The following is a 22,053-nucleotide window of genomic DNA, read 5'->3' as shown; positions in this document are numbered from 1 at the left end:
CGCATGAGCACCGTGCGCGAGCCTCCCCGTGTCGTCGTGCTGACCGCCGACGGCACACCACCGCCCGCCAACGAGGCCGCCCTCCGGGAGCTCGCCGACGTCACCGTGGTGACGCGCGAGGGGCTCGCCGAGGCCCTCGCGGGGAGCGGCGGGCGGCGCCCGGCGGAGGTGCTGCTCCTCTGGGACTTCTTCTCGGACGCGCTCGCCGAGGCGTGGGACGCCGCGGCGGGACTGCGCTGGGTGCACGTCGCGGCGGCCGGCGTGGACGCCATGCTGTTCCCGGGGCTGCGGACCTCCGAGGTCCTGCTGACCAACGCCCACGGGGTCTTCGACCGCCCCATCGCGGAGTTCGTCCTCGCCGCGGTCCTCGCCCAGGACAAGCAGCTGCACCGCAGCCGGGCCCTGCAGCACGAGCACCGGTGGGTGCACCGCGAGCTGCGGCGCACCCGGGGCGCCACGGCCCTCGTGGTGGGCACCGGGGGGATCGGCCGCGAGACCGCCCGCCTGCTGCGGGCCGTGGGGATGGACGTCCGCGGCGCCGGGCGCACGGCCCGGGCGGGAGACCCCGACCTCGGGACCGTGGTCCCCGCCGCGGACCTCGCCGAGCACGTGGGGTGGGCCGACCACGTGGTGCTGGCCGCGCCCCTGACCGAGCAGACGCGCGGGCTCGTGGGCCCCCGGGTGCTCGCGGCGATGGCCCCGCACGCGCACCTCGTGAACGTGGCCCGCGGCGCACTGGTGGACGAGGACGCCCTGCGGGAGGCCCTCCGGGCGGGACGTCCCGCCGCGGCGACCCTGGACGTCTTCGACACGGAGCCCCTCCCGCCCGGTCACCCGTTCTGGGACATGGACAATGTGCACGTCTCCGCGCACATGTGCGGGGACGTGGAGGGGTGGCGGGACGAGCTCGCCGCCCAGTTCGAGGCGAACCTCCGGCGCTGGACGGCCGGGGAGCCGCTGCTCAACCAGGTCGACAAGGGCGCCGGCTACGTCCGCTCCCCGTGACGGGGCGGGGCCCGCGGCGAGGGCGCCGCGGGCCCCGGGGGCGCAGCGCCACGACGAGAGGAGAGCGCAGACCATGCGCGTAGCAGTTCCCAGAGAGATCAAGCCGGCCGAGCAGCGGGTGGGCCTCGTGCCCGCCGGGGTGACCCAGCTCGTGCGGGACGGCCACGAGGTCCTCGTGGAGACCGGCGCGGGGGCGGGCTCGGGTTTCGACGACGACGCCTACGCCGCCGCGGGGGCCGAGGTGGTCGACCGGTCCGCCGCGTGGGAGCGGGCGGAGCTGCTGGTCAAGGTGAAGGAGCCGGTGGCCGAGGAGTACGGCTTCCTGCGCCCCGACCTCACGCTCTTCGCCTACCTGCACCTGGCCGCCGACCGGCCGCTGACCGAGGCGCTGCTCGAGGCCGGGACCACCGCCGTGGCCTTCGAGACCGTGCGCTCCGGCCGCGCGCTGCCCCTGCTCCAGCCCATGTCCGAGATCGCCGGCCGGCTCGCCGCGCAGTCCGCCGCCCACCACCTGCAGTCCAACGCCGGCGGCCCCGGTCTGCTGATGGGCGGGGTCCCCGGCGTCGCCGCGGCCAGGGTCGTGGTGATCGGCGGCGGGGCCGTGGGCACCCAGGCCGCCCTCATGGCCTCCGGGCTGATGGCCGACGTCACGGTGCTGGACGCCAACGGCGTGCGGATCCGCGAGCTCACCGACCTGCTCGGGCACCGGGCCCGCGTGCTCATGAGCGACGAGCACGTGCTGGAGGAGGAGATCTCCGGCGCGGACGTCGTGATCGGGGCCGTCCTCGTCCCGGGGGCGGCCGCGCCCAAGCTCGTGCGCCGCGAGCACCTCGGGGTCCTGCACGACCACGCGCTGCTCGTGGACGTCGCCATCGACCAGGGCGGGTGCTTCGAGACCTCCCACCCGACCACCTACGACGACCCGACGTTCGAGGTGGACGGCATCACCCACTACTGCGTGGCGAACATGCCCGGCGCGGTGCCGCGCACCGCGACCCGCGCCCTCGCCAACGCCACCACGCCCTATCTCCGGCGCCTCGCACGGGGCCCGGAGCAGGCCCTGGCCGACGACCCGGAGTTCGCCGCCGGGCTCAACACGGCCGCCGGGAGCATCCGGCACGCCGGGGTGGCGGAGGCCTTCGCGGACCTGCCGGCGCAGCTGGGCTGAGCCGGCCCGGTCCCGACCGGGCCGCTCCGCGGCTCAGCCCGTGGCCCGGTCCACGGTTCAGTTCGTGGCCGGGGGATCCGCGGCGAGCAGGCGGAGCAGCCGTTCCAGCTCGATCCGGTCCGCCGGGTCCAGACGGGCGAAGTACTCCTCGGACTCCCGGCGCCGGTCCTCCCGCACCGTCCCGCGCAGCTCGGCCCCGCGCGCGGTGAGGGCCACCAGCGTGGCGCGCCGGTCCGAGGGGTCCGGCACCCGCTCCACGAGCCCCTTTCCCTCGAGCAGGTCCACCACCTCGGTGGCCGACCGCGGGGCGATGCGCAGGGCGTCGGCGAGGTCCTTCACGCGCAGGGCGCCGGGCCCGTCGCCGTGCCGGCAGGTCCCGGCCCGGTCGTCCCGGTGCGCCCCGGCGTGCCCGGCCAGGGCGTCGAGCGCCCGGAACTGGTGCGGGGTCAGCCCGAAGGGGGCCAGCTGCTCGGCCCACCGGCGGCGCAGCCGGCGGAAGACGGCGTGCAGCAGGTCGCCCAGGCGGGCCGGATCCGGATCGTCGTGCGGCATGGAGCCATCCTAGCCTCATTGCAGGTTGCCTCATAGAGAGGTAACCTCCTTGATACGTCCCGAGGAGGTCCCCATGACCCTGACCCACCGCGCCGGGCGCGTGCGCGCCCCGGCGCACGGCGGCGGGGACACCCCGGCCGCAGGACTCGCCGGTCCACCGGGTGCCGGCAGCGGCATCACCGGAGGCACCGGCGGCGGGGGCGGGCGCCCCGCCCGCCTGGACCCCGCGGACCGGGAGCAGCTCGCCCGACACCCCGTCGGCCCGCGCAGGATCGCGGCGCTGTTCGCCCCGCACCGGAGGACGATCGCGCTCGTCGTCGTGCTCATCACCGCGTCCTCGGTCGTCAACCTCGCCCAGCCGTTCCTGGTCCGGGGCGTCATCGACGACGCCCTGCCGCACGGCGACACCCGGCTGCTGCTGGCGCTGACGGCCTCGATGGTGGGGGTCGCGGCGGTGACCTCCGTGATCGGCGTGGTCCAGACCTGGCTGGCCACCGCGATGGGGCAGCGGGTCATGCACGCACTGCGCGTGCAGCTCTTCACCCACCTGCAGGCCCAGTCCCTGGGGTTCTTCACCCGGACCCGGGGCGGGGAGGTGCAGTCGCGGCTCACGCACGACATCGCCGGGATGCAGTCCGTGGTCACCAGCTCCGCCACGGGGGTGGCCTCCAACCTCACGACCGCCGTGGCGACGGCCGTGGCCATGGTGGTGCTGTCCCCGGCGATGAGCCTCATCTCCCTGCTGGTGCTGCCGCCGGCGATCTGGCTGTCCCGCCGCGTGGCGCTGATCCGCCGGGACGTCACCGACGAGCGGCAGCGCGAGCTCGCCGCGCTGCACACCCAGGTCGAGGAGGGCCTGTCCGTCTCCGGGGTCCGGCTCGCCAAGACCCTGGGCACCACCGGGCGGGACGCGGACCGCTTCACCGAGCGCTCCGACCGGCTCGTGGGCCTGGAGCTGCGCAGCCAGCTGGCCGGGCGCTGGCGGATGGCCACCATGCAGATCGTCTTCGCCGCCATCCCCGCCGTGATCTACCTGGCCGCCGGGTTCCCGGCCACCGGCGGCGGGATGACCATCGGCACCGTGGTGGCGTTCACCGCGCTGCAGGGCGCCGTCTTCCGGCCCGTGATGGGCCTGCTGAACATCGGCGTGCAGTGGGTGACCGCGCTGGCCTTCTTCAGCCGGATCTTCGAGTACCTCGACCTGGAGCCGCAGATCGTCCCGCCCGCCGCCCCCGTCCGGCTGGATCCGGCCGGCGTGCGCGGCGAGGTCCGGTTCGAGGGCGTGCGCCACGCCTACGACGACGGGCCCGACGTCCTGCACGGCATCGACCTGGTGCTGCCGGCGGGCACCACCACGGCGGTCGTCGGTCCCACCGGCTCGGGCAAGAGCACCCTCGGCTCCCTGCTGCCGCGGCTCAACGACGTCACCGAAGGACGGGTGAGCATCGACGGGGTCGACGTGCGCGAGCTCGACCCGGCGGACCTCGCGCGGATCGTGGGCGTCGTCTCCCAGGAGACCTACCTGGTCCACGCCACGGTGCGCGAGAACCTGCTGCTCGCCGACCCGGACGCCTCCGAGGCGGAGCTGTGGCGCGCCCTGGGCGCCGCGCGCATCGCCGACACCGTCGCCGGGCTGCCGGACGGGCTGGACACCCTGGTCGGCGCCCGGGGGCACCGCTTCTCCGGCGGGGAGCAGCAGCGCCTGGCCATCGCGCGGACCGTGCTGCGCAATCCGCCCGTGCTGGTCCTCGACGAGGCCACCAGCGCCCTGGACAACACCACCGAGGCGCAGGTCCAGGAGGCCCTCGACCGGCTCGCCGCGGACCGCACCACCCTGACCATCGCCCACCGGCTCTCCACGGTCGAGAACGCCGACCAGGTGGTGGTCCTCGCCGGAGGCCGCGTCGTCGAGCGGGGCGCCCCGCGGGAGCTGCGCGGGGCCGGTGGCCCGTTCGCGCTGCTGGCCGCCCGCACGGGGCCGGACCGCGCCACCGCCGCACCGGCCGGCGGGCCCGCCACCCGCTGACCCGGCACCCGCTGACCCGTGGGGACGCACGGCCGCCGGCTCCCGTGCTCGGGCGGGTCGCCCGGCGCGCTCGGGCCGCCCACCCGTCAGATGAGGTGCTCGGTCCGGGCCCGGTCGACCGCCTGGGTGCGGTTGTCGACGCCGAGCTTGGCGTAGATGTGCACCAGGTGGGTCTTGACCGTGGCCTCGGAGATGAACAGCGCCCGGGCGAGCTGCCGGTTGGTGGCGCCGGTGGCCAGGCGCTGCAGGATCTCGATCTCCCGGGCGGTCAGGGCGGTGGCCGGTGCGGCGACCCGCTGCACCAGGTGCGCGGTCACGGCCGGGGAGAGCACGGGCCGGCCGGCGGCGGCGGCCTGCACCGCCTGCCGGACGGTGTCCGACGGCGCGTCCTTGAGCAGGTAGCCGGTGGCGCCGGCGGCCATGGCCGCCAGGATGTCCGCCTGCGTGTCGTAGGTGGTCAGGACCAGCACCGGGGGCCCGTTGCGCGCCGTGATCCGCCGGGTGGCCTCGATCCCGTCCATGCCGGGCCCCATCTGCAGGTCCATGACGACCACGTCCACCACCGGGTCCGCCTCGGCGAGCGCCCGCAGCGCCTCCTGCCCGTCGCCGGCCTCGGCCGCCACGGTGATGCCGCCGGCGCCCTCCAGCAGGGCCCGGAGGCCGGCGCGCACCACGGGGTGGTCGTCGACCAGCAGCACGCGGAGGGGCGGGGCGTTCACGGTGCCGCCCGGAGGGTCCGGGCCCCGCCGGCTCCCGGATCCGCGGCGGGGCCGAGGCCCGGCGCGGAGGTCGGGGCCAGGGGCAGGCGGACCCCCACCACGGTCCCGGCGCCGGGACCGGACTCCACGCTCAGCGTTCCCCCCAGCTCCTGGACACGGGCCCGCAGCTGGGCCAGGCCGAAGCCGTGGTCCTCGCCGGCGGGCGGGAGCGACGCGGGGGAGAACCCGTCGCCGTCGTCGAAGACGTCCAGCGAGACGGCGTCCGCCCAACCGGCGAGGGTGACCACGGCGGTCCGGGCCCGGGCGTGGGCCACCACGTTGGCCAGCGAGGACTGCGCCGCGCGCAGCAGCACCGTCCGGTGGGCCTGCGGCACCGCGGGGAGCGGTCCCTCGCGGCGGAACCTGCACTGCAGGTCCTGGCCGGCGGCCCGGGCGCGCTCGGCGGTGTGCGTGCACAGCTCCTGCAGGGCGGCGGGCAGGTCGGCGTCCAGCGCCGGGGCGCCGAGGTCGCGCACGAAGCGGCGGGCCTCGGCCAGGTTCTCCGCGGCGGTGGCCTCGATGACGCCGAGGCGCTCCTGGGCGAGCGGCGCGTCCTGCCGCTCCAGGGAGTGCTGCGCGGCCCGGGACATCAGCACGATCGAGGACAGGCCCTGGGCGAGGGTGTCGTGGATCTCCCGGGCCAGCCGCTCGCGCTCCCCGGCCCGGCCGGCCTCGCGCTCCTGGCGGGCGAGCTCCGCGCGGGCGGCCTCCAGCTCCCGGACGGTGCGCCGGTGGTGCTCCGCGTCGCGGTACAGCGCCCGGTAGGCGTGCCCCACGACGACGGCGGACACCGCCCCGATCGCCGGTCCCGCCACCATGGCCGGGGTGAAGCCGCCGGGGTCCGCGTGGAGGTGCTGGGCCAGGACCACCACCGTGGTCAGCACGGCGATGCTGACCAGGGCCGCGGTGCGGGGCAGCAGGACCAGGTACACGAAGAAGAGCGGGAAGACCACCCAGGAGAAGTCCGGGCTGTACGGGGTCAGGAGGCTCCACAGCACGGTGACCAGGCCCAGCCAGGGCCGGGCCAGCGGCCGTGGGTCCCTGCTCGTCCGTCCTCGGGCGAAGCGGCTCTCCCACAGCGTTCCGGCCAGGTAGACCCCGGCCAGGGCGAGACCCAGGCACAGCACCGGCAGCACGTCGCCGGGAGCCGGGTGCGCGGTGTGCGCCCCGAGGACGACGCGCAGCAGGGCCGGCGCCAGCAGGCCCGCGAAGCCCACGTGCAGCGTGACCCGCAGGGCGCGCAGCACGGCGGGCGTCGAGGCGTCGTCCACCGGATCTCCTCTCGCACGGTCGCGGTCCGCCCGGACGCGGCCGGCACCGCCCGGCTCCACGGCGGCACGGGCGTCCGCAGCAGACCTGGCCATGCTATGCGCGCGGCGGCGCCCCCGGATCAACCGTTCGATGGATCGGCGGGTCCGTCCGACGGCGCCGCAGGACCGACCGGGCGGCCGATCCGCGGGCGGCCCGCCCCCGCCAGGCTGGAGGACGGAAGAACAGCTACCGCCACCACACCCCAGGAGCCATCCCATGTACCTGTCCGCCAGGGACCTCGTCTTCGCCCGAGGGCGGTTCGCCCTCGTCGGCGGGGTCGTCGCCCTCATCACCCTCCTGCTCGTCCTGCTCACCGGGCTGACCGACGGCCTGGGCCGCCAGAGCACGTCCGCCCTGGACCGTCTCGACGCCGGCCGCATCGTGTTCGGCGCCCCGGCGGACGGATCGGGGCAGCCGTCCTTCCCGGAGTCCGGGATCACGGAGGAGCAGCTGCGGATCTGGGAGGACGCCGCCGGGGCCGCGGTCGTCGAGCGTCTCGGCGTGGCGCAGAGCCGGGCCGGGACCGCCGGCGGCGGGGCGGCCGGTGTCGCCGTCGTCGGACTGGAGGAGGACACGGCACTGGTCCCCGCGCTCGGGACCCTCGCGGGATCGGCGCGCCCGGCTCCCGGGCGCGCCGTGCTCAGCGAGACCGTGGCCGGGGACCTGGGGCTGTCCGTGGGGGACGTCGTCCGGCTGTCCTCGACGGAGCTGACCGTCGCCGGCATCGCCGCGGACGAGCACTACAGCCACGTGCCCGTGGTGTGGACGTCGATGACCGACTTCCCCGGGATCGCCCACCTCGGCGAGGGGGCCGGGGCCACCGCCCTGGCCGTGCCCGCCGGCGCCGGACTCCCCGAGGGGGCCGTGGCGGCGGCCGACGAGGCCGCCGGCACCGTGTCCACCGACGCCCGCGGCGCCCTGGCGGCCCTGCCGGCCTATCGCTCGGAGCGGGGCTCGCTGCTGATGATGCAGGCCTTCCTCTACGGGATCTCCGCCCTGGTCGTGGTGTCGTTCCTGACCGTCTGGACGATCCAGCGCACCCGCGACATCGCCGTCCTGCGGGCGCTGGGCTCCTCGCGCGGCTACGTGCTGCGGGACGCCCTGGCCCAGGCCGCCGCGGTCCTCCTGCTGGGCGTCCTCGCCGGCGGCCTCGGGGGACTGGCCGGCGGACTCGCCGCCGGGACCGCGGTCCCGTTCGCGCTGACTCCCGCCACTGTCCTGGTCCCGGTCCTGGGCGTGTTCGTCCTGGGCACGGCCGGGGCCCTGCTCGCCACCCGCCGCGTCTCGTCCGTCGATCCCCTGCTCGCCCTCGGAGGCAACTGACCATGCGCGCTGACCACTCCCGCAGGACCACGCCGTTCCGCACCACCCCGGCCCCGGCAACGTCGCCGGTCACCTCCGCCGTGACATCCGCCGTGACTTCCACCGTGACATCCGCGGCGAGATCCGGCGTGACATCCGCCGTGGCCTCCGCGGCAGCACCCGCGACGAACGCCGCGGCGACGTCCTCCGGGGCCGTGCTCCGGCTGGAGGACGTCACCCTCGCCTATCCCGACGGGACGGACGGGAACGGCCGCCCCCGCACCGTCCGGGCACTGGACGCCGTGGACCTCGCCGCGGAGGCCGGCACGGTCACCGCCCTGGTGGGCCCCTCGGGGTCCGGCAAGTCGTCCCTGCTGGCCGTGGCCGCCACCCTGGTCCGGCCCAGCGCCGGGGCGGTGCTCCTCGCCGGCCGGGAGATCACCGGCCTGCCCGAGCGCGAGCTCGCGCGACTGCGCCGGACCCGGATCGGGATGGTCTTCCAGCAGCCCAATCTGCTGCCGTCCCTGACGGCCCTGGAGCAGCTCGTGCTCACCGCCCACGTGCGGGGAGCCCGGGGCAGGGACCTCGAGGCGGCCCGGGAGCGGGCGGGCGGGCTGCTCGAGCTCGTCGGCCTGGGCGCGGCGGCCGCCCGGCGCCCGCACCAGCTCTCCGGGGGGCAGCGGCAGCGGGTGAACATCGCGCGGGCCCTGATGGGCTCGCCGCAGGTGCTGCTGGTGGACGAGCCGACCGCGGCCCTGGACCACCACCGGGCCCGCGAGGTCCTCGGCCTGATCGTGGACGCCACCCGGCGGTTCGGCACGGCCACGGTCGTGGTCACCCACGACACCGAGCTCGTCCCGCTCGCCGACCGGTGCGTGACCATGCGCGACGGCCGCCTGCGCTGAGCCCGCGCCCGACGGGGTGCCGACCCGTGACCCGCAGGAGCCCGTACGACCACGGCGGATCGTGGGCGTGCGGGCTCCCGCGGGTCGACGGGTGGGCCCGGGGGTCAGCCGCGCTCGCCGTGCTGGACGATCAGCGGCAGGCCGGCCGGCTGCGCCACGCGCTCGCGCGCGGTCCGGGCCGCCGCCACGAGGTGCTCCAGCGACGCCCTGGTCTCCGCGTAGCCGCGGGTCTTCAGGCCGCAGTCCGGGTTGACCCACAGGGTCCGCGCCGGGACGTGCTCGAGGGCCCGCTCGAGCAGCTGCTCGATCTCCTCCTGGGCGGGCACGCGCGGGGAGTGGATGTCCCACACGCCCGGGCCGATGCCCCGGGAGAAGCCGGCGGCCTCGAGGTCGGTCAGCACCTCCATCCGGGACCGGGCCGCCTCGATGCTCGTGACGTCGGCGTCCAGGCCGTCGATCGCCCCGACCACCTCGCCGAACTCCGAGTAGCACAGGTGGGTGTGGATCTGGGTCGCGTCCCGCACCCCCGAGGTGGCCAGGCGGAACGCGTCCACCGACCAGCCCAGGTAGGCGGGCTGGTCCGCGCGGCGCAGCGGCAGCAGCTCCCGCAGCGCCGGCTCGTCGACCTGGATGATCCCGATCCCGGCGGCCTCGAGGTCCGCGACCTCGTCCCGCAGCGCGAGGGCCACCTGGTTCGCGGTCTCCGCGAGCGGCTGGTCGTCGCGCACGAAGGACCACGCGAGGATCGTGACCGGGCCCGTCAGCATGCCCTTGACCGGCCTGTCGGTGAGGGACTGGGCGTGGCTGATCCACGGGACCGTGAACGCCTCGCCGCGCAGGCCCTCGCCCTCCCGGCTGACGTCGCCCCACAGGATCGAGGGACGGGTGCAGCGGGAGCCGTAGGACTGCACCCAGCCGTGCACGGTGGTCGCGAAGCCGTCGAGGTGCTCGGCGAAGTACTGGACCATGTCGTTGCGCTCGGCCTCGCCGTGCACCAGCACGTCCAGGCCCAGCTCCTCCTGCAGCCGCACGACCCGCTCGATCTCCTCGCGCAGGAAGGCGTCGTACCGGTCGTCCGTGAGGGTCCCGGCCCGGTGCTGGGCGCGGGCGGCGCGGACCTCGGGCGTCTGCGGGAAGGAGCCGATCGTGGTGGTGGGCAGCGGGGGGAGGGGTCCGGACGCCGTGAAGGACCGCCCCTCCTGCGCGGCCCGGCGGACCTCCGCGGGCGCGCGTCCGATGTCGGCGGCGGTCAGCGCCCCGGCGCGCTCCCGCACGGCCGTGTCCCGGACCCCCGCGGCGGTCTCCCGGGTGCGCCGGGCCTCGGCCGCCTCGGCCAGCTCCTCCGCGACCGCCTCCGTCCCGGCGGCGAGACCGCGGGCCAGGGTGACGATCTCGCCGACCTTCTGGTCGGCGAAGGCGAGCCAGCTCCGCAGCAGCGGGTCCAGCCCGGTCTCCTCGGCCACGTCGTGCGGGACGTGGAACAGGGACGTGGAGGAGGCCACGGACACCAGGACGCCGCCGGCGGCCAGCTCCGCGAGCTGGTCGAGCCGGCCGGCCAGGTCGGTCCGCCACACGTTGTGCCCGTCGACGGCTCCGGCCACGAGCACGGCGGAGTCCTCGTCCCGGAAGAGCTCCAGCTCCTCGGGAGAGGGCGCCGCGCCCTCGACGAGGTCGAGGTGCAGGGCCTCCACGCCGGAGCAGGCCAGGGGGTGCAGCAGCGGCCCGGGCGAGCCGTAGGAGGTGGTGACGAACAGCTGCGGGCGCCGGGGCACGGTGGACAGGGCCGTGTAGGCGTCCCACACGGACGCGGCGAGCTGCTCCGCCGGGACGTGCTGGTCCGCCACGAGCGCCGGCTCCTCCAGCTGCACCCAGTCCGCGCCGGCCGCGGCCAGCTCGCCCAGCAGCTCCGCGTACACCGGGAGCAGCTCGGGGAGCCGCTGCAGCGGGTCGAAGCCCGCGGGGGCGTCGTCGTCGGCCTTGGCGAGGAGGAGGAAGGACACGGGGCCCACGAGGACCGGCCGGACGGTGAAGCCGTGCGCCGCGGCGCGGCGGACGTCCGCCACCAGCCGGTCGGCGTCGGCGCGGAACGGGGTGCCCGGGCCGATCTCCGGCACGAGGTAGTGGTAGTTGGTGTCGAACCACTTGGTGAGCTCGAGCGGGGCGCGGCCGGCGTCCCCGCGGGCGAGCACGAAGCTCGCGTCGAGGTCGAGCCGGCCCTCGGGGTCGGCGAGGTCGGCGAAGCGGGACGGGACCGCCCCGAGGGCCACGGTGGTGTCCAGCACCTGGTCGTAGAGGGGGAAGGCCGCGGGCAGGGACGAGTCCTGGGCGCCGAGGCCCAGCTCCACGAGCCGACGGTGGGTCGCCAGCTGCAGCTCGGCGGCCGCCGACTCGAGCTCCTCGCGGGTCGAGCGCCCGGCCCAGTAGGCCTCGAGGGCCTTCTTCAGCTCGCGGCGGCGGCCGATCCGGGGGTAGCCGGTGATGGTGGCGGCGGGGAACGGGACAGTGCTCATGGGGATCTCCAGAAGGGTGTCGTGAGGTCGAGAGGTCTCGTGCGGAACGGTGGGGCGGTGCGTGCTCACGCGGGGAGCAGCAGGTCGTCGAGCGGGACGGGCACGTGCGGGGCGCGGGGGAGGTCCACGTGCTCCAGCAGGTCCAGCGCGGCCCGGTGCTCGTTGAAGGTGTAGAGGTGCAGGCCGGGAGCCCCGGCGTCCAGGGCGGCGCGGGCCAGCCGGGCCGCGAAGGCCACGCCGGCGCGGTGCCGCTCCGCGGGGCCGGACGCGTCCTCCAGCGCGGCGGCCAGGCCGGGGTGGGGCGCCAGGCCGGCCAGCCGGCACAGGGTCCGCAGCCGCCCCGGATCGGTGACCGGCATGATCCCGGGGACGATCGGGATGGTCACCCCCGCCGCCGTCGCCGCCGCGACCAGGCGCTCGTAGCGCTGCGGGCGGAAGTAGACCTGCGTGATCGCGAAGTCCGCCCCGGCGCGCTGCTTGGCCAGCAGCACCTCCACGTCGTGCCGGAACGAGGGCGACTCCGGGTGCCGGGTCGGATAGGCCGCCACGCCCACGGCGAGCCGGCCGGCCGCCAGGGAGGCCGTGTGGCGCTGCTCGACCTCGCGCACGAGCTCCACGAGCTCGCCGGCGTGCCGCAGCTCGCCCGGCGCCGCCTCCGGGTCCCGGTCCCCGCGCAGGGCCAGGACGCCCCGCACGCCGCGGCGGACCAGGGTGGCCACGGTCCGCTCCAGCTCGGCCCGGCTGCTGCCGACGCACGTCAGGTGCGCCAGGGGCCGCAGGCTCGTGCGCGCCAGGAGGTGGTCGAGCAGGGCGAGCGAGCTGTCCCGGCGCTGCTCGTCCCCGCTGTACGTCACCGAGACGTGGTCGGGACGGGTGGGCTCGAGCTCCTCGATGGTCCGCAGCAGCGTCGCGGCGCTCGCCGCGCCGCGGGGCGGATAGAGCTCGTAGGACAGGGACGGCGGCGCCGGCCGGGCGATCGGGCGTGGTGTCACGTTCTTCCTCCAAGGGTCACCCCGAGGGAGGGCGGCAACCGTCCCGGGGCGGACCCGGGAGGGAAGCGACAGCTCCATCGGTCCTGGCGGGAGCACCGTTCCGCGCACCCCGTGGCGGGGGCGCGGATGGTTGCTGCGGCGTCGACGAGCCAGGTCTCTCGGCCGCTCTGGATAGATGCAGGACCCATTCCAGCGGCCGCCCCGCCGTGCTGCCAAGTGCGGGCGCCCAGAAGACGCCGGAGCGCGGACTGTGACGACCGGGACGTCACGGGACGCAACACGGACGCACGGCGACGCACAGCGACGCACGGGCGGTGGAGGGCGGTCCGGCGCCCGGGCCCGGCCTCGGCATAATGGACGGGCCCCCGCCCGGACCGCAGGAACGAGTGCCCATGCCTCCCACCCCCCGCATCGTGGCCGTCGTGCCGTGCCACAACGAGGAAGCGGCGATCGCGAAGGTCGTCACGGATCTGCACGCCGCCGTGCCCGGCATCGAGGTGCACGTCTACGACAACTGTTCGACGGACGGCACCGCCGAGGCCGCCCGGCGGGCCGGGGCGCAGGTCCGGCGCGAGGAGGAGAAGGGCAAGGGCAACGTGGTCCGGCGGGCCTTCGCGGACCTGGACGCCGACGTCTACCTGCTCGTCGACGGCGACGACACCTACGACGTCGCCGACGCCCCCGCCATGATCGACACCCTGCTGTCCGGGCCCTACGACCACGTGCTGGGCGTGCGCCGGCAGACCACCAGCACCGCGTACCGGTCGGGGCACGAGTCCGGCAACAGGTTCTTCAACGGGCTCGTGAGCTTCGCCTTCCGCCGGAAGGTCTCCGACATGCTCAGCGGCTACCGGGTCTTCTCGCGCCGCTTCGTCAAGTCCTTCCCCGCGCTCTCGCGCGAGTTCGAGATCGAGACGGAGCTGACCGTCCACGCCGTCAACGCGCGGGTGCCGCAGGCCGAGGTCGCCGTGGGCTTCCGGGACCGGGCCGCCGGGAGCGAGAGCAAGCTGCGGACCTACCACGACGGCTTCCGGATCCTCGGGATCTTCGGGCAGCTGCTCTTCCACGAGCGGCCCCTCCTGGTCACCGGCGCCGTCTCCCTGGCCCTGTTCCTGCTGGGACTGGCCCTCGGCCTGCCCGTGGTGGTGGAGTTCGCGGGCACCGGTCTCGTCCCCCGCTTCCCGACGGCGTTCCTGGCCGCCTCCCTGGTGCTCCTGGCGGGGGTGTTCCTGCTCATGGGCGTGCTCCTGAGCGGCCAGGCGAAGATCCGCCGGGAGACCTCCCGGCTGTTCTACCTGCGCCACCCGGCTCCCCCGTGGAGCGGCGGGGAGGCGCCGGACCGGACCGCCGGGGGCGGCCGCACGGAGGACCGGCGGCAGGTCCCGTGAGCGCGGGGCGCGAGGCCGTGCGGTCGCGGCTGCACCTCCTGCTGCCCTGGGCCCAGGGGCTGGGAATGCTCCTGGTCCTGCAGTTCGCCCTGTTCGGGCTGCTGACGCTGGGCCAGGCCGTGCCGGACCGGCCCGTCGTCGAGCACCTCGTCGCGGCGGTCGAGGACGGCACCTACGGGCCCATCGACACGATCGACCGGATGGGCACCCCCGCGGACACCTTCACCGAGTGCGTCGTGGCGGGCACGGGCCTGGGGGCGTCCCCGGAGGAGTCCGCGTTCAGCCGGGCGGTCCGGATGCCCCGGCTGGCCACCTGCGGCGGAGGCCCGGAGCAGCTGCGGGCGATCTCCGAGGGGGCCGTGCTCACCGACAACGACTACTTCAAGTACTGGGCCGGCTACACCGTGATCACGCGCCCCGTGCTGGCCCTGACCGGCCTCGAGGGCCTGCGGATCGTCTCGGGCACCCTCATGCTGCTGGCCCTGGCCGGTGCGTTCCTCGCCGTCCGCGCCGGGACGTCCACCGCCGTGGGACTGGCCCTGGTCCTGCCGTACGTGGTGGGCACGAACCTGCTGTCCACGCCCTCGACGTCCTTCAGCCAGTCCATCTCCATCGCCTTCATCTTCCTGTCCGTGATCCTCTCCGCCCTCGGGGCGGCGCGCTCGCCCCGGGCGGCCTGCGCGGGGGTGGCCCTGGGCGGGGCGCTCTTCTGCTTCGTGGACCTCCTCACGACCCCCGCCGTGCCGTGGGCGATGTCCGCCTTCGCCGTGGGGGCCGTGACGTGGTTCCACCGCCGCGAGCTCGGCGCGACCCTCGTGGCGGTGGTCCTCGCCGGGGCGGTCTGGCCGGTGGCCTTCGCGGTCACCTGGCTCGCCCGGTGGGTCTTCGCGGGGGCGTTCCTGGGCTTCCCGAACACCCTGGAGGTGGTCCGCCGCAACGTGGGCAACCGGACCGGGGGCGACCACGCGCGGGTCTCCGAGGCGTTCGGCGCGGGGGCGCGCGTCAACGTGTCCTACTGGTGGCAGATGGTGCCCACCTCGGGGCTCGTGCTGACCGGCTGCCTGCTCGCGGCGGGCGTGGGGCTGGCCCTGGCGCTGCGCCGGGGCGGGTTCGCCCGCTGGGGCGCCGCCGCGGTGCTGGCCCTGCCGGCCGCGGCCGTGCCCGTCTGGTACACGGTGCTCAGCAACCACTCCCAGATCCACGCGTTCTTCGTCAACCGCGGGGTCGCGGCCGCGCTGGCCGTCGTCACGGCCGCGTGCCTGGCCGCGGCCGTGCGGCCGCGGCCCGAGCCCGGGGTGCCGCGCTCCGGGCGCTCGCCGGACGGGACGGCGCAGGTCCCCGGCGAGCCCGGCGAGGCCCCCGGCCGTTCCGAACCGGTCCCGGGCCTTGCCCCGCGCGCCCCACGGACGTAGCCTTTAACAACCAACAGGTTGATCAAGGAATCAGTTGACAAACACCGTGGACCCCGGCGACGACGACCTCCTCGACAAGGCCTTCCTGGCCCTCGCCGACCCGGTCCGCCGCCGCATCGTCGCCCGGCTCAGCCGGGGGCCGGCCACGGTCACCGAACTGGCGGAACCCTTCGCGATCTCCAAGCAGGCGGTCTCGAAGCACATCCAGGTCCTCGAGCAGGCGCAGCTCGTCACGCGCACCCGTGACGCCCAGCGCCGGCCCGTCCACCTGGACCCCGCACGGCTCGAGGCGCTCACCGCGTGGATCGACCGGTACCGGCTGGTCCGGGAGGAGCAGTTCCGCCGCCTCGACGCCGTGCTCGACACCCGAGCCGCGGACCGCGGCGAGCACACCCAGGACTGAACCATGGGACACCCACTGCACCTGACCGTCCCCGACGGCCTGCCCTTCATCGACTTCGAGCGCGAGTTCGACCACCCGGTGGCCGAGGTCTTCCGCGCCCACGCGGACCCCGAGCTGTTCCGGCAGTGGATCGGGCCCCGGGGACTCGAGACCCGGGTCGACGACTTCGACTTCCGTCCCGGCGGTGCCTACCGCTTCGTCCAGCACGGCCGGGACAGCGCGGAGGAGTACGCCTTCCGCGGCGTCTTCCACACGGTGCGCGAGAACGAGCTGGTCGTCCAGACCTTCGAGTACGAGGGCTGGCCCGACGCGGTGGACCTCGAGTACCTGCACTTCGAGGACCTGGGCGGCGGCCGGTGCCGGCTGCGCGGGCGCGCCGTCCACGCCTCGCAGGAGGCCCGCGACGGGATGGCCGCCTCGGGCATGGAGAAGGGCATGGCCGAGGGCTACGAACGGCTCGACGAGCTGCTGGGCGGGCGCACCGAGCAGGGCGGGGCCTGAGCGTGGACTGGACGCTCGAGGTGGTCCTGCTGCCGGTCGCGGACATCGACCGCGCGATCGGGTTCTACCGGGACGGGGACGGCTTCCACCTCGACCACCGCACGACCGGGGAGCAGGCGGACTTCGCCCAGCTCACCCCGCCCGGGTCGGGGTGCTCGATCGTGGTCGGGAACCTGCCCGCCCACCGGGAGATGACCCCCGGGTCGGTGCGCGGGCTGCAGCTCGTGGTCCCCGACGCGGCCTCGGCCCGCGCGGAGCTGCTGGCCCGCGGCGTGCCGGCGGGGGAGCTCACCGTGGTGGACGAGCGGGACGGCGGCACGCTCTTCGGGTTCGCCGATCCGGACGGCAACACGTGGGTGGTGCAGCAGCTGCGGACCCGGGCCGAGCGGCCGCTGATCCCCCGGCAGCGGCCGGCGACCGGGGACGGATGAACCACGGCCGGGCCGGCCGGCCGCCGGATCCCGTGGTCGGCCGGGCTCGGTCGCCGGGGGCCCGGCTCAGAGGATCGCCCGCAGGAAGGTCTTCGTCCGTTCGTTCCTCGGCGCGGTGAAGATGTCCTCGGGGCTGCCGTCCTCCACGATCCGCCCGCCGTCGAACATCATCACCCGGTGCGACACGTCGCGGGCGAACTGCATCTCGTGGGTGACGATGAGCATGGTGATGTCCGTGGTCTCGGCGACCTCGCGCAGGACGTTGAGCACGTCGTCCACGAGCTCGGGGTCGAGCGCGGACGTCACCTCGTCCAGGAGCAGGATCTCCGGGTCCATCGCGAGCGCCCGGGCGATGGCCACGCGCTGCTGCTGGCCGCCGGAGAGCCTCGAGGGGTGCTCGGAGGCCTTCTCCTCCAGCCCCACCTGCTTCAGCAGACCCATGGCACGCTCCTGCGCCTCGCCCTTCTTCAGTCCCAGCACGTGCACGGGGGCCTCGATGATGTTGTCCAGCACGCTCATGTTGGGGAACAGGTTGAACTGCTGGAAGACCATGCCGATCCGCCGGGTGATCTGCTTCCTCCGCTTGGCGGGCAGCTCCACCCGCCGCCCGTTGCGCAGCTCGTGGGTCAGCGGCTCCCCGCCCACGAGGATGAACCCTTCCGTCAGGTCCTCCAGGGTCATCAGGAGCCGCAGGATGGTGGTCTTGCCCGATCCGCTGGGGCCGATCAGGGTGACCCGCTCGCCGCGGTCCACGGTGAAGCCGAGTCCGTCGAGCACGGTGTGGTCGCCGAAGCGCTTGACGACGTCACGGAACTCCACCGCGGGCACGCGCCCGGGGTCGCCGGCCGCGGACCCGGGGTCCCGGGGGGAGTGCTGTCCTGGGATCTCGTCCCCGTGCTCAGTAGTGGGCAAGGCGCTTCTCCAATCGGCGGATCAGGATGGAGGTCGGATAGCTGGCCAGGAGGAAGATCAGCCCGGCCAGCGTGAACGCCTCCGTGTAGGCGAAGTTGCGGGCCCCGAACTGCTGGGCGGAGGTGACGAGCTCCACCACGGAGATGGCGAACAGGAACGGGGTGTCCTTGAACATGGCCACGGCGTAGTTGCCCAGTGAGGGGATCGTGGCGCGGAGAGCCTGCGGCAGGACCACGGCCTGCCAGGTCCTCGAGGCCGGCAGGGACAGCGCCTGCGCTGCCTCCCACTGCCCCTTGGGCACGGAGTCGATGCCCGCCCGGTAGCTCTCGGCCATGTAGGTGGAGTAGTGCACTCCGATCACCGTGATGCCGATGACCAGCGCGGTCACGTCGGTGAGCAGGTAGTAGACGAACAGCAGCTGGACCACGAGCGGCGTCATCCGGATGAACTCGGTGGTCCAGTGGACGGCCAGCCGCAGCGGAGTGGGCAGCACCCGCTTGAGCACGGCGATGACCAGCCCGAGCAGCGCGGCGATGACCGTGCCGATCACGGTGGCCAGGAGCGTGATCCGGAACCCCTCCAGCAGCAGGGGGATGGCCTCGACAGTGCGTTCCCAGCTCCAGATCACGGCGTCCCGCCCCCGGTCTCGGCGATCTTCGGGCGCACCGGCAGCCAGATCTCGCGCAGGGACGGCCCGCGGCCCAGCGTGTTCTTCGCCCGGACCTCCAGGACGTTCATGCCCAGGTTCAGGGCGTAGGCGAGGACGAAGTAGATCAGCAGCCCGACGGTGAAGGCGAACAGGGTGTCACCGGTGCTCTGCCTCAGCTGGCCCACCCGGAACGTGAGGTCGCTGAGCGTGATGAACGAGACCACCGCCGTGCCCTTCAGGAGCTGGATCAGCAGGTTCGCCAGGGAGGGGATCATGAGCGCCCACGCCTGCGGGAAGACGACGCGGCGCATCCGGTGCGCCCCGGACATCCCGAGGGCGTGCGCGGCCTCCCACTGGCCCCGGTCCACCGAGGCGATGGAGCCCCGGACCACCTCCGCTCCGTACGCGCCGAAGTTGAGCGACAGCGCGAGGACGCCGACCGTCATGGGGTCCAGCCGCACGCCCATCAGGGGCAGGACGAAGAAGAGCCAGAACAGCTGCACGAGCAGGGACGTGCCCCGGAAGAACTCCACGACGACGCGCGCCAGCACCCGCAGGGCGGCGGTCCCGGAGCGGGAGAGCAGCCCCAGCCCCACCGCCAGGACGAAGGCGCCGATCGCCCCGCCCAGCGTCAGCTGCAGGGTGACCAGCACGCCGTCGAGCAGCCGGGGCAGGAACGCCGCCAGCGCCTCGAACCGCTCGCCCACGACTACGCGCCGGGCTCCGTGGCGGTCTCCTCCGCGGTGGGTTCGGGGGCCGCGGTGTCGTCAGCGGTGGGACCGGCGGACACGGTCTGCTCCGGCGTGGGCGCGCCGGCCGCCGTGTCCTCGGCCGTGGGCTGGGCGGTGCCCGTCTCCGCGGGGACGGGCTCCGGGGTCCCGGCGTCGGTGAGGTCGCCCTCGCACAGCTGCTCGGTGGTCACGGAGCCGTCCGGGCGCTCCGCCGCGGTGAACCCGTAGGGCCCCACGATGTCGAGGTAGCGCTGCTCGTCGCTGACGATCTTCTGCAGCTCCTCGTTGTAGGCCTCGAGCAGCTCCTCGTCCTCGGTGCGGAACACCGTGCCGCCGGCGCCCACCTGGGGGACGCCGTCGATCTCCTGGACGTAGGACTCCGTGACCTCCACCGGGGCCTCGGGGCTGTTCTCGGCCATCCAGTTGAGCGAGATGCCGGTCAGGGCGAAGACGTCGGCCCGGCCGTTGACCACGGCGTCCATGCCGTCCTGCGGGCCGGCGACCTCCCGGTTGTCGATGCCCAGGGAGTCCGCGTAGGAGGACTCGATGGCGCCGGTCATGGTGACCAGCTGCACGTCCGGGTTCGCCGCCACGTCGTCGAGGGTCTGCAGGCCGTACGGGTTGCCCTCCGCGACCATGAGCGCGGTGGTGTACATGAACTCCGGGCTGCTGAAGGCCGCCTGCTCGCACCGCTCGGGGAGGATCGACATGCCGGCGCTGACGGCGTCGAAGCGGTCCGCGGTGAGCCCGGGGATGAGGGAGCCGAACTCGGTGTTGACCCCCTCGAGGTCGTCGATCCCCAGCGCGCCGAAGATCTCGCGGTGCAGGGCGACGGTGGCGCCCGTCAGCTCGCCGTTCTCCTCGAAACTGTACGGCGCCTCGCCGGCGAACCCCACCGTGATGCTGCCCGACTCCTGGGCCTGGGACAGGGTGCTGCCCGCTTCCTCCTCCGAGCCGCCGCACGCTGTGAGCAGCCCCAGCGCCGCCACGGCCGTCACCGCCGTCGCGCTCCGCCTCCCGCTCCGCCGTGTCGTCCCGTACCACCGTGTCGTCGTCGACTGTGTCATCGTTGCGGCCCTCCGAGCGGGTCAGCGCCCGGCGCCCGGCCCGGGACACCGGGTGCTCGGTGTCCCCGGGCCGCGGCCCGGACGAGATGTGGTCTGCCTGTCCGGTCGTTCAACAGGGTGGATTTGCTGATGTCACGCCATATGACCTGCGGGCAGGTCACCGTGTTTCCTCCGTCCTGCGGGCACGTCATCGGGGCGACGGAGGCCACGATCTGTGATACGTGCCACAGGCGCTCCGGCTACGATCGGGCGCATGATGCGATTTCTGGTGCTGGCGCTGCTCCTGGTGCTGGGGGCCCTCACCGTGCTGGCGGCCTCCCTCGGGTCCAACGGCTGGTGGCTCCTGGCGGGGGCGGTCCTCGTGCTGCTGGGGATCGGGGTGTGGGACGTCGTCCAGACGAAGCATTCGATCCTGCGCAACTACCCGATCCTGGGGCACATGCGCTTCTTCCTGGAGTCCATCCGCCCGGAGATCCAGCAGTACTTCATCGAGCGCAACTTCGACGGCAAGCCCTTCGACCGCGACACGCGCTCCCTGGTCTACGCCCGGGCGAAGGGCACCCTGGGGGACAAGGCCTTCGGCACCGAGCGGGAGGTGAACCGGATGGGCTACGAGTACCTGCTGCACTCCACCGCTCCGGTGACGCCCCCGGAGGAGGCGCCCCGGGTCCGGCTCGGCGGGCCCGGGTGCACCCGGCCCTACGACGTCTCCCTGCTGAACATCTCGTCCATGAGCTTCGGCTCGCTGTCGAAGAACGCGGTCCTGGCCATGAACAAGGGCGCGGCCCTGGGCGGGTTCGCCCAGGAGACCGGCGAGGGCGGCCTGACGGAGTTCCACCGGGAGTACGGTGCGGACCTGATCTGGGAGATCGGGTCGGGCTACTTCGGCACCCGGGACGCCGAGGGCGGCTTCGACCCGGCCGCCTTCCGGGAGAAGTCCCGGCTGCCCGAGGTCAAGGCCGTCACCATCAAGCTCTCCCAGGGCGCCAAGCCGGGGCTGGGCGGCGTCCTGCCCGGGCCCAAGGTGACCGCCGAGATCGCCCGCGCCCGCGGGGTCCCGGAGGGGGTGACCTGCATCTCCCCGGCGAGCCACTCCGCCTTCACCACGCCGCGGGAGCTGATCCGCTTCATCCACCGGCTGCGGGAGCTCTCCGGCGGCAAGCCGATCGGCTTCAAGCTGTGCGTGGGGTCCCGCGTGGACGTGCTCGGCATGTGCAAGGCCATGCTCGAGGAGGACGTCGCCCCCGACTACATCATCGTGGACGGCAACGAGGGCGGGACCGGCGCGGCGCCCCTGGAGTACCAGGACCACGTGGGCACGCCCCTGACCGAGGGCCTGATGCTGATGAACAACGCCCTGGTCGGCGTCGGGCTGCGGCCTCCGATCAAGCTGGGCGCGGCGGGCAAGGTCGCCTCCGGGTCCGACATCGTGAAGCGGCTGATCCAGGGCGCGGACTTCACCATGAGCGCGCGGGCCATGATGATGGCCACCGGGTGCATCCAGGCGCAGAAGTGCCACACCAACGCGTGCCCCGTGGGGGTGGCCACCCAGGACGAGCGGCTCATGCGCGCCCTGAACGTGGCGGACAAGGGGGAGCGGGTGCACAACTACCACCGGGCCACGGTCCGCGAGGCCGTGCAGATCATGTCCTCCATGGGGTGCAGCGACATGCGCCAGCTCTCGCCGCAGATGCTCCGGCGGCGCGTCGACCACCTGACCACGCGCTCCTACGCGCACATCTACAACTGGATGCAGCCGGGGGAGCTGCTCACCGCGCCGCCGCGCACCTGGGCCGACGACTGGGAGCTGGCCGACCCCGACCACTTCGGCCTCTACCGCCCGGGCCCCGGCAAGATCGAGCGGCGCGACGACCCGGCCGTCGTCCACCCCGACCGCCCCGGTGCCGCGGCCGACTCCGGCGCCGCGGGCCGCCCGGAGGGCGACCCGGGCGAGGACTCCTGATCCTGCCGCGCCGGATGCGTGCCCGGGGTCACGGGCCGCTAGACTTGCACGGTACGAGCCCCTGGGC

Annotated in this window: 20 protein-coding genes and 1 riboswitch; of the genes, 11 read left to right on the top strand and 9 right to left on the bottom strand. The window is 74.6% G+C overall.

Annotated elements, in window-relative coordinates; all coding sequences use genetic code 11:
* Positions 1-3: 3 nt before the first annotated feature.
* Positions 4-1,005, top strand: a complete 1,002-nt coding sequence (locus tag AVL61_RS16765; protein ID WP_058875469.1) for a D-2-hydroxyacid dehydrogenase — start codon at positions 4-6, stop codon at positions 1,003-1,005.
* A gap of 73 nt (positions 1,006-1,078) precedes the next feature.
* Positions 1,079-2,173: an alanine dehydrogenase gene (gene ald, locus AVL61_RS16760; protein WP_058875468.1), complete on the top strand. Its 1,095-nt coding sequence runs from the start codon at positions 1,079-1,081 to the stop codon at positions 2,171-2,173.
* A gap of 57 nt (positions 2,174-2,230) precedes the next feature.
* Here the strand turns inward: ald and AVL61_RS16755 are convergent, their stop codons facing one another.
* Positions 2,231-2,725, bottom strand: a complete 495-nt coding sequence (locus AVL61_RS16755) for a MarR family winged helix-turn-helix transcriptional regulator (RefSeq protein WP_058875467.1) — start codon at positions 2,723-2,725, stop codon at positions 2,231-2,233.
* Positions 2,726-2,798: 73 nt separating this feature from the next.
* Here AVL61_RS16755 and AVL61_RS16750 point away from each other — a divergent pair, with 73 nt between their 5' ends.
* Positions 2,799-4,751, top strand: coding sequence for an ABC transporter ATP-binding protein (locus AVL61_RS16750; protein ID WP_082697264.1), 1,953 nt, complete (start codon positions 2,799-2,801; stop codon positions 4,749-4,751).
* Positions 4,752-4,837: 86 nt separating this feature from the next.
* Here AVL61_RS16750 and AVL61_RS16745 read toward each other — a convergent pair whose 3' ends face one another.
* Both AVL61_RS16745 and AVL61_RS16740 read right to left on the bottom strand, forming a co-directional pair.
* Positions 4,838-5,470: a response regulator transcription factor gene (locus tag AVL61_RS16745; RefSeq protein WP_058875466.1), complete on the bottom strand. Its 633-nt coding sequence runs from the start codon at positions 5,468-5,470 to the stop codon at positions 4,838-4,840.
* The gene (locus AVL61_RS16740; protein WP_058875465.1) at positions 5,467-6,780 is read right to left on the bottom strand and encodes a sensor histidine kinase; all 1,314 of its coding nucleotides are present in this window, start codon (positions 6,778-6,780) and stop codon (positions 5,467-5,469) included. Before AVL61_RS16740 ends, AVL61_RS16745 begins: the two co-directional genes overlap by 4 nt.
* Positions 6,781-7,036: 256 nt before the next feature.
* On the opposite strand from AVL61_RS16740, the gene AVL61_RS16735 reads away from it, so the two are divergent.
* Positions 7,037-8,143: an ABC transporter permease gene (locus tag AVL61_RS16735; protein WP_058875464.1), complete on the top strand. Its 1,107-nt coding sequence runs from the start codon at positions 7,037-7,039 to the stop codon at positions 8,141-8,143.
* A gap of 128 nt (positions 8,144-8,271) precedes the next feature.
* The gene (locus tag AVL61_RS16730) at positions 8,272-9,027 is read left to right on the top strand and encodes an ABC transporter ATP-binding protein (protein WP_231738465.1); all 756 of its coding nucleotides are present in this window, start codon (positions 8,272-8,274) and stop codon (positions 9,025-9,027) included.
* A 104-nt stretch (positions 9,028-9,131) separates the two neighbouring features.
* Here the strand turns inward: AVL61_RS16730 and metE are convergent, their stop codons facing one another.
* Both metE and AVL61_RS16720 read right to left on the bottom strand, forming a co-directional pair.
* On the bottom strand, positions 9,132-11,537 hold the full coding sequence (metE, locus tag AVL61_RS16725; protein WP_058875462.1) for a 5-methyltetrahydropteroyltriglutamate--homocysteine S-methyltransferase: 2,406 nt from the start codon (positions 11,535-11,537) through the stop codon (positions 9,132-9,134).
* Positions 11,538-11,602: 65 nt separating this feature from the next.
* On the bottom strand, positions 11,603-12,529 hold the full coding sequence (locus tag AVL61_RS16720; protein ID WP_058875461.1) for a methylenetetrahydrofolate reductase: 927 nt from the start codon (positions 12,527-12,529) through the stop codon (positions 11,603-11,605).
* Positions 12,530-12,600: 71 nt separating this feature from the next.
* A riboswitch (SAM riboswitch) is annotated at positions 12,601-12,707 on the bottom strand.
* A 214-nt stretch (positions 12,708-12,921) separates the two neighbouring features.
* Between AVL61_RS16720 and AVL61_RS16715 the strand changes: the two genes are divergently transcribed.
* The 5 genes from AVL61_RS16715 to AVL61_RS16695 are packed head-to-tail and all read left to right on the top strand — an operon-like array spanning position 12,922 to position 16,664.
* Positions 12,922-13,917, top strand: a complete 996-nt coding sequence (locus AVL61_RS16715) for a glycosyltransferase (RefSeq protein ID WP_058875460.1) — start codon at positions 12,922-12,924, stop codon at positions 13,915-13,917.
* A complete protein-coding gene (locus AVL61_RS16710; RefSeq protein WP_058875459.1) occupies positions 13,914-15,329 on the top strand; it encodes a hypothetical protein in 1,416 nt (471 codons plus the stop codon). The genes AVL61_RS16715 and AVL61_RS16710 overlap by 4 nt, the downstream gene beginning before the upstream one ends.
* 46 nt (positions 15,330-15,375) lie before the next feature.
* Positions 15,376-15,732: an ArsR/SmtB family transcription factor gene (locus tag AVL61_RS16705; RefSeq protein ID WP_058875458.1), complete on the top strand. Its 357-nt coding sequence runs from the start codon at positions 15,376-15,378 to the stop codon at positions 15,730-15,732.
* Between the two features lie 3 nt (positions 15,733-15,735).
* Entirely contained in the window at positions 15,736-16,233 is a 498-nt protein-coding gene (locus AVL61_RS16700; RefSeq protein ID WP_058875457.1) for an SRPBCC family protein, read from the top strand.
* A gap of 2 nt (positions 16,234-16,235) precedes the next feature.
* A complete protein-coding gene (locus AVL61_RS16695; RefSeq protein ID WP_058875456.1) occupies positions 16,236-16,664 on the top strand; it encodes a VOC family protein in 429 nt (142 codons plus the stop codon).
* Positions 16,665-16,730: 66 nt separating this feature from the next.
* On the opposite strand, the gene ehuA is transcribed toward AVL61_RS16695, so the two are convergent.
* The 4 genes from ehuA to ehuB are packed head-to-tail and all read right to left on the bottom strand — an operon-like array spanning position 16,731 to position 19,954.
* Positions 16,731-17,576 (bottom strand): ectoine/hydroxyectoine ABC transporter ATP-binding protein EhuA, encoded by an 846-nt coding sequence (gene ehuA, locus AVL61_RS16690; protein ID WP_408669431.1) that lies wholly within the window; start codon positions 17,574-17,576, stop codon positions 16,731-16,733.
* On the bottom strand, positions 17,563-18,204 hold the full coding sequence (ehuD, locus tag AVL61_RS16685) for an ectoine/hydroxyectoine ABC transporter permease subunit EhuD (RefSeq protein WP_058875454.1): 642 nt from the start codon (positions 18,202-18,204) through the stop codon (positions 17,563-17,565). Before ehuD ends, ehuA begins: the two co-directional genes overlap by 14 nt.
* Positions 18,201-18,932: an ectoine/hydroxyectoine ABC transporter permease subunit EhuC gene (ehuC, locus tag AVL61_RS16680; RefSeq protein ID WP_058875453.1), complete on the bottom strand. Its 732-nt coding sequence runs from the start codon at positions 18,930-18,932 to the stop codon at positions 18,201-18,203. The genes ehuD and ehuC overlap by 4 nt, the downstream gene beginning before the upstream one ends.
* A 2-nt stretch (positions 18,933-18,934) precedes the next feature.
* Entirely contained in the window at positions 18,935-19,954 is a 1,020-nt protein-coding gene (ehuB, locus tag AVL61_RS16675; protein WP_331457135.1) for an ectoine/hydroxyectoine ABC transporter substrate-binding protein EhuB, read from the bottom strand.
* A 322-nt stretch (positions 19,955-20,276) separates the two neighbouring features.
* Here ehuB and AVL61_RS16670 point away from each other — a divergent pair, with 322 nt between their 5' ends.
* Complete coding sequence (locus AVL61_RS16670; RefSeq protein WP_082697260.1) at positions 20,277-21,986, top strand: FMN-binding glutamate synthase family protein; 1,710 nt, start codon at positions 20,277-20,279, stop codon at positions 21,984-21,986.
* The last annotated feature ends 67 nt before the right edge of the window (positions 21,987-22,053 follow it).

This window comes from Kocuria rosea subsp. polaris, from assembly GCF_001483755.1.
In the GTDB taxonomy this organism is placed as follows: domain Bacteria; phylum Actinomycetota; class Actinomycetes; order Actinomycetales; family Micrococcaceae; genus Kocuria; species Kocuria cellulosilytica.
Note: the sequence above shows the minus strand (reverse complement) of the source record. Positions and strands in the feature narration are given on the sequence as shown.

Bases quoted from the DNA above. Each gene is read 5' to 3' on its own strand.
- AVL61_RS16765 (WP_058875469.1), top strand. From the start codon at position 4: ATGAGCACCGTGCGCGAGCCTCCCCGTGTCGTCGTGCTGACCGCCGAC.
- ald (WP_058875468.1), top strand. From the start codon at position 1,079: ATGCGCGTAGCAGTTCCCAGAGAGATCAAGCCGGCCGAGCAGCGGGTG.
- AVL61_RS16670 (WP_082697260.1), top strand. From the start codon at position 20,277: ATGATGCGATTTCTGGTGCTGGCGCTGCTCCTGGTGCTGGGGGCCCTC.
- AVL61_RS16755 (WP_058875467.1), bottom strand. From the start codon at position 2,725: ATGCCGCACGACGATCCGGATCCGGCCCGCCTGGGCGACCTGCTGCAC.
- AVL61_RS16750 (WP_082697264.1), top strand. From the start codon at position 2,799: ATGACCCTGACCCACCGCGCCGGGCGCGTGCGCGCCCCGGCGCACGGC.
- AVL61_RS16700 (WP_058875457.1), top strand. From the start codon at position 15,736: ATGGGACACCCACTGCACCTGACCGTCCCCGACGGCCTGCCCTTCATC.
- metE (WP_058875462.1), bottom strand. From the start codon at position 11,537: ATGAGCACTGTCCCGTTCCCCGCCGCCACCATCACCGGCTACCCCCGG.
- AVL61_RS16735 (WP_058875464.1), top strand. From the start codon at position 7,037: ATGTACCTGTCCGCCAGGGACCTCGTCTTCGCCCGAGGGCGGTTCGCC.
- AVL61_RS16715 (WP_058875460.1), top strand. From the start codon at position 12,922: ATGCCTCCCACCCCCCGCATCGTGGCCGTCGTGCCGTGCCACAACGAG.